General features: G+C 42.1%; 11 protein-coding genes and 1 pseudogene. 7 read left to right on the top strand and 5 right to left on the bottom strand.

Going from position 1 to position 13,899, the window contains the following annotated elements; genetic code table 11:
• Window positions 1-244: 244 nt before the first annotated feature.
• Window positions 245-445 (bottom strand): hypothetical protein, encoded by a 201-nt coding sequence (locus tag V7K60_RS05765; protein ID WP_334923686.1) that lies wholly within the window; start codon window positions 443-445, stop codon window positions 245-247.
• Between the two features lie 155 nt (window positions 446-600).
• Between V7K60_RS05765 and V7K60_RS05760 the strand changes: the two genes are divergently transcribed.
• Window positions 601-2,028, top strand: a complete 1,428-nt coding sequence (locus tag V7K60_RS05760) for a hypothetical protein (RefSeq protein ID WP_334923684.1) — start codon at window positions 601-603, stop codon at window positions 2,026-2,028.
• 382 nt (window positions 2,029-2,410) lie between these two features.
• On the opposite strand, the gene V7K60_RS05755 is transcribed toward V7K60_RS05760, so the two are convergent.
• Window positions 2,411-2,743 (bottom strand): hypothetical protein, encoded by a 333-nt coding sequence (locus V7K60_RS05755; protein ID WP_334923682.1) that lies wholly within the window; start codon window positions 2,741-2,743, stop codon window positions 2,411-2,413.
• 177 nt (window positions 2,744-2,920) lie between these two features.
• Window positions 2,921-4,069, bottom strand: a complete 1,149-nt coding sequence (locus V7K60_RS05750) for an alanine--glyoxylate aminotransferase family protein (protein ID WP_334923680.1) — start codon at window positions 4,067-4,069, stop codon at window positions 2,921-2,923.
• Between the two features lie 191 nt (window positions 4,070-4,260).
• Here V7K60_RS05750 and V7K60_RS05745 point away from each other — a divergent pair.
• The 4 genes and pseudogenes from V7K60_RS05745 to V7K60_RS05730 form a co-directional block, all read left to right on the top strand.
• Window positions 4,261-4,584: pseudogene (locus tag V7K60_RS05745) on the top strand (DUF4114 domain-containing protein); the annotation flags it as partial.
• 390 nt (window positions 4,585-4,974) lie between these two features.
• Complete coding sequence (locus tag V7K60_RS05740) at window positions 4,975-5,364, top strand: DUF1499 domain-containing protein (protein WP_334923678.1); 390 nt, start codon at window positions 4,975-4,977, stop codon at window positions 5,362-5,364.
• Window positions 5,365-5,665: 301 nt separating this feature from the next.
• Window positions 5,666-6,334, top strand: coding sequence for a DUF1345 domain-containing protein (locus tag V7K60_RS05735; protein WP_334923676.1), 669 nt, complete (start codon window positions 5,666-5,668; stop codon window positions 6,332-6,334).
• A gap of 292 nt (window positions 6,335-6,626) precedes the next feature.
• The gene (locus V7K60_RS05730) at window positions 6,627-7,202 is read left to right on the top strand and encodes a GNAT family N-acetyltransferase (protein ID WP_334923674.1); all 576 of its coding nucleotides are present in this window, start codon (window positions 6,627-6,629) and stop codon (window positions 7,200-7,202) included.
• Between the two features lie 85 nt (window positions 7,203-7,287).
• Here V7K60_RS05730 and V7K60_RS05725 read toward each other — a convergent pair whose 3' ends face one another.
• A complete protein-coding gene (locus V7K60_RS05725; RefSeq protein WP_334923672.1) occupies window positions 7,288-7,455 on the bottom strand; it encodes a hypothetical protein in 168 nt (55 codons plus the stop codon).
• Window positions 7,456-7,630: 175 nt separating this feature from the next.
• On the opposite strand from V7K60_RS05725, the gene V7K60_RS05720 reads away from it, so the two are divergent.
• Together V7K60_RS05720 and V7K60_RS05715 are read left to right on the top strand one after the other, a co-directional pair.
• Complete coding sequence (locus V7K60_RS05720) at window positions 7,631-8,488, top strand: GNAT family N-acetyltransferase (RefSeq protein ID WP_334923670.1); 858 nt, start codon at window positions 7,631-7,633, stop codon at window positions 8,486-8,488.
• 37 nt (window positions 8,489-8,525) lie between these two features.
• Window positions 8,526-8,729, top strand: coding sequence for a hypothetical protein (locus tag V7K60_RS05715; protein ID WP_334923668.1), 204 nt, complete (start codon window positions 8,526-8,528; stop codon window positions 8,727-8,729).
• Between the two features lie 59 nt (window positions 8,730-8,788).
• Here the strand turns inward: V7K60_RS05715 and V7K60_RS05710 are convergent, their stop codons facing one another.
• Window positions 8,789-13,819, bottom strand: a complete 5,031-nt coding sequence (locus V7K60_RS05710; protein ID WP_334923666.1) for a PAS domain S-box protein — start codon at window positions 13,817-13,819, stop codon at window positions 8,789-8,791.
• Window positions 13,820-13,899: the final 80 nt, after the last annotated feature.

Genomic DNA, 13,899 nt, shown 5'->3' with positions numbered 1-13,899 from the left:
TACAGCAGTTTGCAAGTAAATGAGGTACAAATGCAGGACTCATAAAAAGTTTCTACCTCCTGCCTCCTGCCTTATCTCAACGATAAATTTTTCCACCCACCTACTTATAGCAGTCCTAAATCATTTGTAAAATTGCCTTGGGATATCCGCAGACTTAGGAACTACGAGTAAGTCACGGATGCGATCGCAGCACCCATATTTAGCAATTTTAGGAGATTAAAGAAGACTAGTCAAAAATTCTTAGCTAATTTTCCGGAATGGGTAACAATGGCGTGGTAGTAAATATCAGAGCATCGATATTATACTGAACCTCTATAACTAACCTTCGGGGAATATATCCCCATTGTTTTCCCTCAAAAACCCGGTCATAAAGACCGGGTTTTTGGTGTTTATACCAAGTTACAGTCGGGCAAGTCAGGGACAGAGCGATGTTTACGGTGGTCACTGAGCTTTGTCGTTCGCGCAGCGTCTCGTAGAGAAGTGCTGGCTACGCCAACGCAGCACTTATTTAAACTGTCTACGTATCAAATAAAACTATTGTCCAGAAACTTTTAAGAGATTTTATTGGTCTGGTTCTTCAAATTCTGTAAAAATCAACCAATGTTATCTTCTGCTCAAGGTATTCCCGGATTACCTGATTTGACGCATCCGATTGAGCTTGTTCAATTTGGAACCCAGGCGCTCAAAGCTTCACTGTTATTAGTATTTTTGGTCGTAGCTTTGGGAGTTGTGATCGCACTTATCAGTTTTTCTCTGCGTCGCAGCCAGCCGGAACAATTTATATTCATTGGCGAATGGGCTGTTCGTTATTCCCGACTATTGCGGGGATTACAGCATTTAACTCTAATATTAGTTCTGCTAATAGCGGGATTTTTCCTCTGTTCAACTTTGAGCAATCGTTATCACCACTGGGAACAAACAAGGGTGGCTCAAGTGGCCCAAAGTGTCGCAGGTGAAAAGCTCGAACAATCTGCCCCGCAAGTGCGCTACACTACCCAGGAGCCATACTCCTATACTACGCAAACCAATGGCAAAATAGTCAAAGTCAATGATACGCGAGAGATTAACCGCTTCTTAACGCTGGGTGGTTCGCAAATTCAAGTCAAGCTAGACCAAAGCGTAGATGTTCCAGGTCGCAGTTCAATTTATCGCGTGGAATACACTGCTGATTATAAAGTAGTTAACCAACTCAAGGATATTAATAATTTCTTTTTTGAAGCACCGCCGCCTAACGGCTACACACTGCTTGCTGGCTACAAAGTAGAGCGTAACGGTACTAGGCTACAACAAACCAATCCGGGAGACTATGGCTTTCCCTTCCGGCTGCAACCAGGAGAAGAAACCACCTTTCGAGTCACCTATCAAGCTCAAGGCGGGCCTCGCTGGGTTTACAGCGCCGCAGGACAGTTGCTTTCTAATTTTCGCCTCACAGCAATTGCCAACTTTGCTCCGGCTGATTTTGCTAGTGGTGTTATACCAAATGAGATTAAAGTTGATGGCCGCAGTACTCAGTTTACTTGGAAATTTGACGATAATGTTTCAGTCAAAAATCCATTTGGAGTGTTTACTAACACTGACCCGATTCGTCATACTGGCATCATTCCCCGGCTTTTGTTACTAGCACCGGCAATATTTTTGTGGTGGATGTTGTTGTTATATTTGTCACTGCCAATGAGTTTCAGAAATATTGCGATCGCTGCTAGTATTTTCTTTGCTTGTCTATTGACTTTGACCTATCTAGCTCGCGTTATCAATGCTCAGTTGGCTTGGACTTTAATTTCCATCATTTTACTAATTTTAACATGGGGATTGGGAGCTAGCCGCAGTGCTTCCCTGGCTGCGATCGTTGCTACTATTGCTGGAGCAGTGTTACCTATTTTTGGATTATTAGTACCGTTTAGCGGGCTAACTCTTAGTTTAGCGGGTTTGCTTTCAGCGGTTTGGCTAGCAGTTCGTCACTGGTATGGCTGGTACAGTTTGCACCCAGAAGATCAACGATTGCAGACTCAAAAAAATGCTAAAGATTAGATGATTCCGCTATGATTAGCGAAGTTTTAGCAAATAGCATTTATGGATAACGATTTACTCGCTTTCTTTGCGGCTGCTGGGTTACTCATTCTTTATCTGATCTTCTCAGCTTTAACTGAAATAGGGACTAAATTGCCTTGGAAGAAATAAGCTGATGGGCTAAAAAGTTTACACTTATAAACCTCATTGGGCTTGGAAAACAAAGTAAACATCATTTAGGCTTAGTTAATATATTTATTGTTCGAGAGAGTGCCAAATGCGCGATCCAGAGAATAACCACATAAAAGTTGAGCCGACAACCCTCGTTTTGATTGTATCTGTCTTAATACTCTTGCCTCTGCTGGTTGTTGGTTTTTTCTCGCAGTGAACTAGTGAGGAATACTCAATAGATATTAATGAACTTCAATAACCCCACCCCACCAAAGCTACGCTTTGTCTCCCCTCCCCTTGCTAAAGGGAGGGGATTAAGGGGTGGGGTGCAATGACTGTGGAAATAATAACTATTATCCAAAAACAATACTACATTAGTTAATGCAACGACTAACAATGCAATTGTTTTGCCTGACAATGCAATTGTTTTGCCTGACAATGCAATTGTTTCGCCTGACAATGCAATTGTTTCGCCTGACAATGCGATTGTTTTGCCTGACAATGCGATTGTTTTGTCTGACAATGCAATTGTTTCGCCTGACAATGCGATTGTATTGACCTGCAAAAATTAACCTTGCTCTTTCTTTAATTTTTGTGATAAGTAAAAAGAGTAAATAAGGGTAAAGTATCAACTTCCCTTTAATTCTTAAATAATGTTAGCGCGAAGCCTACAGCAGGTTACGCCTACGCTCTTTTTCTCAGGTGCGTTAAGCTACTGTTAACGCACCAAATTATATCAAAGCTACTTAGGCAAAATCTGCCGTAGTGCTGCTAAAAGTTGGTCAACGCTTTCCTTTCGACTATTAAAGCCCATCAATCCGACGCGCCAAACTTTACCCGCGAGTTCGCCAAGACCACCGCCAATTTCAATATTATGTTCATTGAGTAACTGCCGAGCGATCGCTTTACCATCTACTCCGGGTGGAATGCGGACAGTGGTAAGCGTTGGCAGTCTATACTCTTGCTCAACGTGCATACTCAGTCCTAAATTCTCTAAACCTTCCCAGAGATATTCTACGTTCTTTTGATGCCGCTGCCAGGAATTTGCTAATCCCTCTTCTGCAAGCAAACGTAGTGCTTCCCGCAATGCATAGTATAAATTAATGGGTGCTGTATGGTGATAGGTGCGTTCAGCGCCCCAATACTTGCCTAGCAACAACATATCTAAATACCAGTTTGCAACTTTGGTTTGCCGCTGTTGCAATTTCTCAACAGCACGCGCACTCATTGTAAAAGGAGAAGCACCAGGCGGGCAACCTAACCCTTTTTGGCTACAACTATAGGCTAAGTCAACTCCCCAAGCATCCAAAAACAAGGGGACGCCGCCCAAACTTGTCACCGTATCCACTAATAACAAAGTGCCAAATTCACGACATAAATCAGCGACCCCTTCCAACGGTTGACGTGCGCCGGTGGAAGTTTCGGCATGAACTAGAGCTAAGATAGCTGGACGATGAGTTTTTAAGGCAGTTTGGAGTTCATCCAAGTTGAAAACTTGTCCCCAAGGTTTGGTAATGGTTCGCACATCAGCGCCATAACGTCCAGCCATATCCACAAGGCGATTACCAAAGTAACCAGCTACACCAATTAAAACTACATCACCGGGTTCTACAGCATTGGCGATGGTTGCTTCCATTGCAGCTGTTCCCGTACCGCTGACTGCAATGGTAAGTGAGTTTTCTGTTTGCCATACGTAGCGTAGCAACGATTGAATTTCATCCATGAGTGTGAGAAAAGCTGGGTCAAGATGCCCAACAGGTGAAGTATTCATCGCTTGGAGAACTGTGGGATGGGCATTAGATGGCCCTGGTCCCAACAGCAGACGGGATGGAATTTCTAGCGGCGTGAGTTGCAAGCGCCCGGAGTCGTTAATTGAAATTGTTTGCGTCATAAATCTCTCTTCATTTAGACGATACTTACCGGATCATATAGGAATCCGATTTGATTCTTGAACTTACTTGTGTAGGGAGGGAACAGGAAATCCGGGAATATGCAAACCAAGAAGCAACAGAAGACACGGTTTTCAATTTCACTTTCTCAGAAGATATTTTTATTGATATCGATGCTGGCGATAGCCTCACCTACACTCAAGCTGCTATTAGTAACCGTGTCGCTGGTATTGATTTGAGTGTAGCTAACGAAGCTACAGCAAGTTTTACAGGCACTTTCCAACCTGGTGCTATTTTCGTCCCGTTTATCATTGTTAATGCCGGGGCTGATGCAATTCTTGATAACAATCCCAATAACGATCCGGCAGTTTACTTCTCCTTCTTGGGCGCTAACACTGACAAAGCAGATCATATTCGTCTGTTAGGGAATAACGCTTTTGGCTTTGAGGATTTGGCAAATGGCGGTGATCGAGATTACAACGATTTGATTGTCCGAGTTAATTTGAGTATCGCCTAGTACCGCAAGGCGGAAGTCAAAAGCAGCCAGTGCGTTGGGGAAACAGTGCTGTGGGCGGGTTTCCCGAATTGAGGCGACTGGCGTTCAAAAGTCAAAAGTCAAAATAATTATATTCCAAGCTCTTGCGCCATTTGAAATGGTATGTTTATTTACGCCATACTGTATTAGTCTGAAGTGACTTGTATAGATGTAATATAGCCTGTAAGCTTTATTGAGCAATGAATACAGGCTTTTTTTTTTTAAAGTCAAATATGAGTCATAAAAAGCGATCACATCACCAATGTTTTAGTAAATCTGTCATTTGTCAGAAGATGCGATTACGGCAAAGTATTACAGTGATTTAAACAAATGTGTGAGAGTATATTTATTCACTCACCCGGAGACATAATTATGGTTTTTGCTGGCAAACGACCAAATAATTTAGGTATTAGCAACGATAAATTAGCACCCTGCCCTAATTCCCCCAATTGCGTTTCTAGTCAGAGTACAGATGCATCTCACCAAATTGCACCACTGGCTTTTACATCTACTCCAGAAGAAGCGATTACTAATCTTAAACAGATTATTGAGTCTTTACCAAGAACCAAAATCATTACCGAAAGTAAAGATTATTTATATGCAGAATTTAAAAGTGCTTTACTGGGATTTGTGGATGATGTAGAATTCTATCTAGACCGGAATGGCAATGTTATCCACGTGCGTTCAGCTTCACGTTTAGGTCAGAGCGATTTGGGTGTTAATCGTCAACGAATAGAGACGATTAGAGGCAATTTCAAGTAATTTGTAATTGAACTAAGGACTGGAGATTAAAGACTGGGAAGATAAAGAAGTAGTTGGACAAAATTAATTACACAATATCATTATGAGTGAGACATTTGCGTAGCCTCTCGTAGAAAAGAGAGACAATCTCAGAGTATTGGATTGATTCATTTGGTTTGCAATAGTTGTAAATATTTTTGTCCATCTACTTATGTGGATTCAGACCCCAGTCAAATCTGGAATGACGATTGTGTAATGTGGTGTAGTGTTTCACCGAAAATTATGAATTACGAATTAGTTAAACTCTGCGATCGCAATATTTGTGAAACTTAATTTGTTTAAAAACTTTGACTCCCGACCCCGACTGATAGTTGCTATCGGACTGGCTGTATTAGTTTCAGTAATCCTGCCGCATTCTCTGCACTTACCTACTCGCATTCTCTGCGCTTGGAACTCCGGTATTGACTTTTTCTTAGCTATAACGTGGTGGAAAATGACTAAGGCTAACCCAGAAAAAATTCGCCGTTATGCTGAGAGTGAATATGAAGGGCATTTGGCTATATTTCTGCTGGTAATTGCTGCGGCTTGTGCCAGTGTTTTAGCCATTGGGTTTTTATTAACCGATAAAAAAGGGTTGTCAACAATTCTACTTAACCTACATGTCATACTTTCAATTATGACCATTGTTGGTTCCTGGTTACTAGTGCATACGATGTTTGCAGTGCAATATGCACACAGCTATTACAAATATATTAATCGTAATCATAGTCAAGAAATCACCGGAGGTTTAGATTTTCCTCATAACGACTATCCAGACTACTGGGAATTTTTATATTATTCATTTGTAGTCGGCATGACCAGTCAAGTTTCAGATGTGCAGACAACATCACCCGATATGAGACGCTTGACTCTGTTACATGGCATATTATCCTTCTTTTTCAATACCACCATTTTAGCTATGAGTATTAATATCATTGCATCGCTGATTTAAATAATTTCTATAAACAAGAGGTGTCAAAATAATTCGTAATTGATAATGACGCTCTCTACGTTCGTGCAGCGTGTCGCAGACAGACACTAAAAGCGTAGCTTGCTTCTTTGTAAGAGTACGCAGACTCGCTACTGCTACGTTTGCGGAGCATCTCGTAGAGAAGACAGTAATTCGTAGTTGCAATCAGTGCTTGCTCTGAACCCTCCACGCAAGAATTTGTAATTGGTAAAGGGTTGAATTAGGTCGCCCACTGTTCCCCTCCCCGCTTTATAAAAAAATATATACACAAGATATGCTGATTCAAAACGGTGAAATAGCTATTCGTCTCATGCAAGATGAAATGTATGATTATGAGTTGATGGCCAAATGGTTAACTAATGCAAAAGTTTTAGAATTTTATGAAGGAAGAGATAATCCTTTTCCCTTAGAAAGAATTATAGAAACGTACAAACCGATGATTAGGGGAGATGAACCAGTTGTTCCGTGCCTCTTCTACTATCAAAATATTCCCATTGGTTATTTGCAGTATTGTATGCTCAATGACTTATCGGAAACTGATAGACAATTGTATCATCTCGACCAAACCGATCGTGTCTATGCGATTGACTTGTTCATAGGCGAAACCGACTATTGGAACAAGGGAATTGGTACAAAAATGCTGTCAGCAGTGATCAACTATCTTTTTGAACAGTGTCAAGCTCATAAAATTGTCATAGATCCGCACGTTGACAATTATCGTGCTATTCGCTGCTATGAGAAATGTGGTTTTGTGAAAGTAAAGCTATTGTCTGCAAATGAACTGCATGAAGGAGAATACTCAGATTGTTGGCTGATGGCAATAGAGCCAAAGAAATCATCACCCCTCTAATTTACATGGTTCCTCAGTTAATGTCTGACCGGATACCGAGAGTGGCGGATAAGTCTACACTGTAGTGTAAGAGGATGTCACTGAGTTAACTTGCGTGTTCCCAGTCACCAAGTAACTCATGCTGTTGTACTATTTTATGGCATTTATGAAATGGTACTTTAGGAGTACCAATACTCATACCAGGAAAAGACTGTTTTTTCGTCTTGGTAGGTCTATTTTCTAGGGTTATTGAACTGAATTGTTGGGTTTTCATTGGTAAATAAATCTCTGATTAAAACCTGAACACCAATTTATAACATCAATTTGCAAACAGCAAATTTCTGAAGAAAAATAAAAAATACATATTTAATTTGTAAAGTAAAGAAGAGAAATTGAAGATAAAATTGCAGCTATACAATAAAAGAAGCAGGTTCTAGATAGCACAACTCTTGACTTGGTTAGTGAGAAAGGCAAATCATGCAACTACATCGATTCGACAACATTTAGGAATTCTGGCACTGCACTCAGACTTACTCCAGCATCAGGTAGAAAATAATGTTTTGCTGAATATTTCGCATACCTTGTTGCATAACCCAGAACGTTACCTGGGTAAGCCTTATTTAGCAATTGTCCAAACAAGCGACGAGATTCTAGCTGTTGCCATCCGCACCCCACCCCAAAAATTGATACTATCCAAAGCCCAGAATATGGATGCCTTGCGGTTGATTGCTCAAGATTTAGAGCAACTGCCAGGAAGCAAGGGACCGGCTAAAGAGGCAGAAATATTCTCGCAGACTTGGCAAGCACTGACAGGACAATTCTATCAACAGTCGGTGGTAATGAAAATTTACCAATTAACAGCAGTGCAAAGAGTCTCAACGGCCAGCGGATATCTCAGATTGCTAACTGAAGGCGATCGCTCTCTTTTGATCAAGTGGCTTTCTGCATTTTTATCTGAGATAGGTGAGGCGGTGAGCGAAGATGTCGAACACCAAGTAGATAATCGGTTGAAAGAGCAGAATACTTATTTTTGGGTTGATAGCACTCCTGTTTCAGTTGCGTCTAGTAAACAAGTGTTACCTACAATTGGTCGGATCAATTTAGCTTATACACCACCAGAGTATCGTCGCAAAGGATATGCCACTGCCTGTGTCGCAGCGTTAAGCCAAAAACTGCTAGACCAGGGATGCCACCATTGTTTTCTAATTGCAGATTTAGCCAATCCCACAGCCAATCATATTTATCAAGCGATTGGGTATCGCCCCATTTGCGATTGGCACGAATATTCATTCATCTCTAAGGAGTAAACATAATAAAGTGATCGCTCCAATTAAATTACTTTCAATGGCAGAATACACCAAGGGCGATCGCTTATCCATCTGCCATACTCAGAAATGTGATTGCCTTGTGGTTGATTATTATTGCTTCATTCTAAGTGTGATTGAAACTTGTCATCTGAGGAAAATTGATCCTTGGAATTATATTGCTCAAGTTCTTACTCAAGGTCGTCAGGGTATCAAATATTCACCCATCCCTCTTGTTTGTTAATTTATTGTTAGCGGGGGAATGTGAAAACTTACAATTGAAGAGTTGATTTACTCTCAAGGTTAAGTGTGCCCAATGAGACTAACGATCGCTGTAGCTAAATCCACTGGATCGACGGGTTTAGGTAGATGTTTTTGAAATCCTGCTGCCATTGCTTGGTTGTAGTTAAGTTCTCCAGCATAAGCAGTCAAGGCGATCGCGGGAATTTGTCCGCCTTGTTCTGGCGGTAATTTTCTCACTTCGCGTAGCAACATATAGCCATCCATGAAAGGCATTCCAATATCGCTTAAGAGGATATCTGGCTTTGATTGCACTAATGTTTGCAGCGCTTCATTTGCTGATTCAACTGCCGTTACCGTTGCACCGTATTGTTCCAGCGCAAAGCTAAAAAACTCTCGCACATCAGCTTGATCGTCTACAAGCAGGATTTGTACTCCAGCAAGTAATGTCTCCTCAGTATTGAGTTCTGGTTGAGAAACTTCACTACTGCTAACTCGTAACTGAGAATTTTTAAGCAAAGGTAATTTAACTGTAAAGGTAGCCCCTTGTTCTTCTCCTAGACTCTCTGCCTGAACTGTGCCACCGTGAAGTTCTACTAAATGACGCACAATTGCCAGTCCCAATCCCAGTCCGCCAAATACTCTGGTTGTCTTAGCATCTGCTTGCCGGAAGTAATCAAAGACGTAGGGCAAAAATTCTGGGTTGATTCCTTTACCTGTATCAATCACCTGGATTTGGGCATCTAAACCAACTTGCTCTAGACGCACCTCTACAAGTCCATCTGTAGGTGTGAATTTAACGGCATTGGAGAGGAGATTCCACATTACTTGTTGCAAGCGATCGCCATCGCCGAGAACTTTGCCGATATCATTACTTAACACCGTTTGAATTTGAATTGATTTGGCTTCTGCTGCTAAACGCACCGTTTCTAGTGCCGCTGCGATCGCTATTTTCAAATCCACTGCATGGAGATTTAAGCTAACCTTACCTTGCAAAATCCGCGAAACATCAAGTAAATCTCCAATCAACTGGGTTTGTAACTTGGCATTCCGCTCAATTGTTTCCAATGCCCGGATTTTAGTAGCTTCGTCGAACTTGCGGGTTCTGAGTAACTTTGCCCACCCTAAAATCGGATTCAAGGGAGTTCGGAGTTCATGGGAAAGGACAGCGAGAAATTCATCTTTAATCCGGTTGGCTGTTTCGGCTTCTGCCCTGGCAATCTTTTCAGCTTCGTAAAGTTGAGCACGGGCGATCGCTTGTGCACACTGCTGTCCCAGTGTCAACATAAATCCCCGGTCTTCTTCGTTAAATATTTGAAGAGGAGTAAAGCTTAATCCCAAAGCCCCAATTACTTTACCTTCTACTATCAAGGGAATGGAAGCCCAGGCATTATTCGCTATAACAGTCACAACATCTGCTAAGTCGGGATATCTAGCAATCATGGCTGCTAAATTTTCTAAAAAAATCGGCTGCCCAGTTCTGACTGTTTCTGCTATTTGGTTAGGTGCTGCGAGCGGAAAACTTGTCGAAGTATTTATGAGCGTTTGCGGATAGCCAATTGCTTGCACAACTTTTAGGGTAGTATTTCCTTCAGTAAGTAAAACAACGGAACCACCAGTAGCTTCCAAGGCGGCAATGCCTTGGTTCACCACTACATCAGCCACCTGTTGGGGAGTTAAGGCTTCCGAGAAGGCAGCAGTTATTTTTTGTAAAAGTACCGTGCGATTGACAGACCGTTGAGTTTCCTGGTAAAGTCTGGCGTTGTCGATGGCTGTCGCTGCCCGCCGAGCAATATCTTCTGCTAAAGCCAAGTCTGTTTGTTGATAGTACCGACCAGATTCGGCGGTAAAAAAAGAGATTGCTCCAAATAATTGCCCACGGGAACGAACTGGAATCACCATCAGAGAACGAATACCCAGACTTTGCAGCAATTGCTGATGTTCGTTGTCTTCAGACATCTGTAGAAGATGTGAGTCAGATAATTCGGGATAAAAGACAGATATCCCTAAGTGTAGCTGCTGTACAAGCTGTTTGGCTCTGGTTTGGGGTCGATAACGCCGTCGGATTTCGTCTAAAATATTTAGTTTTGTGGAATCAGCAATTGCGATCGCAATTTGTTTACTTGACCAATCTTCCTGGAAGACATCTACAATGCACAAATCGGCTAAAGTTGGAACTGCTAGATTTGCCACATTTTCCAAGGTGATTTCATAATCCAATGAGGCAGCTAGTAAGGTGCTGGCTTCGACTAAAAAGTTTTGTGTGGCTTCAATTCGTTTGCGATGGCTAATATCCTCAATAATCCCTAATGCATACATTGGAACTCCCTTAGCATCCCAAACTGCTGATGAAGTTAGGTTTGCCCAAACTATGGAACCATCTTTGCGGATGTAGCGCTTCTCTAGGGAATAACCACTAATTTCTTTTGCTAAAACTCGCCGAGCATTTTCCAAATCAACTTCTAAGTCGTCAGGGTGGGTAATTTCTTGAAAGTTCATTTGAATTAACTCTTCATGGCTATACCCAGTAATTTCGCATAGGGCAGGATTAACTTGCAGAAATCGTCCATCCAACCCTACTAGAGTAATACCCACAGCTGCCTGATTGAACATTGCCCGAAACCTTTCTTCGCTTTCTCGCAAAGCAACTTCTGTTTGCTTTGCTGCTGTCACATCTGCCAAAATAATGCCAATTCCTACCGTTTCACCCATTGTGTTATGAACTGGGTAATAGTTGCCCAGCCAGTAACCGTAACGTCTTGGTTGTCCTCTTGTCTCACCGCTGATTTCCATATTCAGCAGGGGTTCTCCAGTATCTAACACGTGCTGTAACTGTGGCTCTAACTTAGCTGCCATCGCTGGCAACACTTCCCTAAATTTGCGTCCTAGATGTTCTTCTATAGCTAAACCGTTAATGTCAGCGAAAACTTGATTAATGCGAATATATTGTAGTTCCCGATCGAAAAAGCATACGGCAACAGGAGCTGCTTCTAGCAGCGCATCTAGAAGAGATAGCGATTGGGCATAATGGACTAAAGCCTGGTGGATGTCTCGATAAAGTTGGGCATTTTCTACTGCTAAGGCAGCACGATGAGTAATGTCTGTTGCTAAAGTTAGGTCAGTGCGATCGTAGCGATGATCCGATTGGGTGTTGATAAAGGTAATACAGCCGAGTATGCGCCCTTTTGCGATTAATGGCACAATCATTACAGACTTCATCCCCAATTGCCGAACAAGTTCTAAGTGTTCCTGATTCTGAGTAGTTGCTACTAATAGCGAGTCAGATACCTCTGAGATCAATTCACTTTGCCCAGTTTGCAATACTCTAGTAATTGCACTTGCACCTTTGTAATCTGTCACATACTCTTGAAGTTTATGCGCCAACTCCGCTTTCGCTGGGTCTACATGGGCAATGGGTAGGCGGCGAATGGAACCATCTTCATTTAAAATATCGACGCTACACCAATCAGCAAACTGGGGAACTGAAATTTTGGCGATCTGTTGTAAGGTTTGTTCATAATCTAACGAAGTAGAGAGTATACTACTAATTTGGGCGATATAGCGGAGTCTTTCCTCAGCCTGTTTGCGCTCTGTAATATCGAGAACAAAAAAAGCTCCTCGATCTACAGTCCCTTCAAAATGGCTACCACCTGCCAAAACAGGCAAGCGTGAGCCGTCTTTACGGATATATTCTTTTTGATATGGTGTGCAAAAGAAACTGTCTTGAAATTGAGTTAGTGCTTGCTTATCGAGTTGCACGTACTCTCTAGGAGTTAGGTTTTGCCAACGAAGTGTGCCGGCAAGTAATTCTTCACGGGTATAACCGACCATATTCAGCAAGGCATCGTTAGCATCTGTAATCCTGCCGTCTCTATCCCAGAAGCCAATACCAATCATGTTTGACTCAACCACACTACGAAACTTAGCTTCGCTTTCCCGTAATGCTTGTTCAGTTTGTTTCAGTTGAGTAATATCAATTGAACTAATGCCCACTCCCAACAACTGCCCATCCGCCAAACACACCGGATAATAGCTGACAAGACCATAACGATATACCCCAGGCGGATAGGTTTCACCGCTTACTTCCTGGTTGAGTAAGGGCTGCCTCGTTTCCATTACTTGCTCAAAAACAGGCTCAATTTGCGCTGCCCATTCTGGTAGTACTTCCCTAAAGGTGCGACCAATATGTTGAGTTTGCGGTACACCGTTAATAGCGGCTAGCGCTTCATTTGCATGAATGTAGCGCAGTTCAGTATCCAGAAAAGCCAGTGCTACTGGTGAACTAGTAAGCCAAGCATTGAGTAACGCCAGAGATTCGTCTTTTTGCCCAATAGCTTGCTGAAGTTCCTGGTGCAACCTGGCTTTTTCTAGTTCTGCCTGCTTGCGCTCGGTAATATTCACACCTGCACAGGTAATACCTAAAATGCTATTGTCTGCATCCCTTAGTGGTTCAACTAGCAAATCATAAAAACAGTCTTCTCCAGAAGTTGTCAGAGAAACTTCTTCACGGGTTGCAACACCAGTCTCTATTACCTTTAGCTTAATTGCCTGCAATTGCGCTGCTACTGAGGCTGGAAATAATTCATCATCAGACTTACCTAACATTTCCTCAGCAGTTTCTAGAGCTTGAGGATTATCAATCCACTGATATCGCAAATCGCGATCCTGCTGAAAGACCACGATATCTGAACTACTTAACGCTAATCGAAATCGCTCCTCACTAACTCTCAGTTTTTGGAGATTTTCATCAGCCCGTTTTTTAGCAGTTTTTAATGCTTCACAGATGATACTAAAGAGCAATCCTTGTAATGCAAATAACCCAATTTGCACAGAATTGGATAAGTCAAAACTCAGCTCATAAGCTGGAGGAAGAAAGAAGTAATCGCTCAGTAACGCAGACAAGGAAGTTGCTAATAGCCCTGACTTCAAACCACCATACCAAGCACTCACCATTACAGCGCTAAAAAACAGCAGAAAAGGAGTTCCACTCATGCTTAACCAGGGGTCTAGCATCAACATTAGCACTAATGCAAGTGCGACAATTAATACAACGATGCCATCACGCAGTAACTGAGAATAATGAATATGGGGCATGAAAAGTTCTTGGAACAACCAATACTCATTGCAGAGGTTGTACATACCCTAAGCTAGTTTGCAAACTTTAGTAATTTATC

The organism is Nostoc sp. (genome assembly GCF_036917555.1).
In the GTDB taxonomy this organism is placed as follows: domain Bacteria; phylum Cyanobacteriota; class Cyanobacteriia; order Cyanobacteriales; family Nostocaceae; genus Nostoc.
This window is presented reverse-complemented; position numbering and strand designations above follow the sequence as displayed.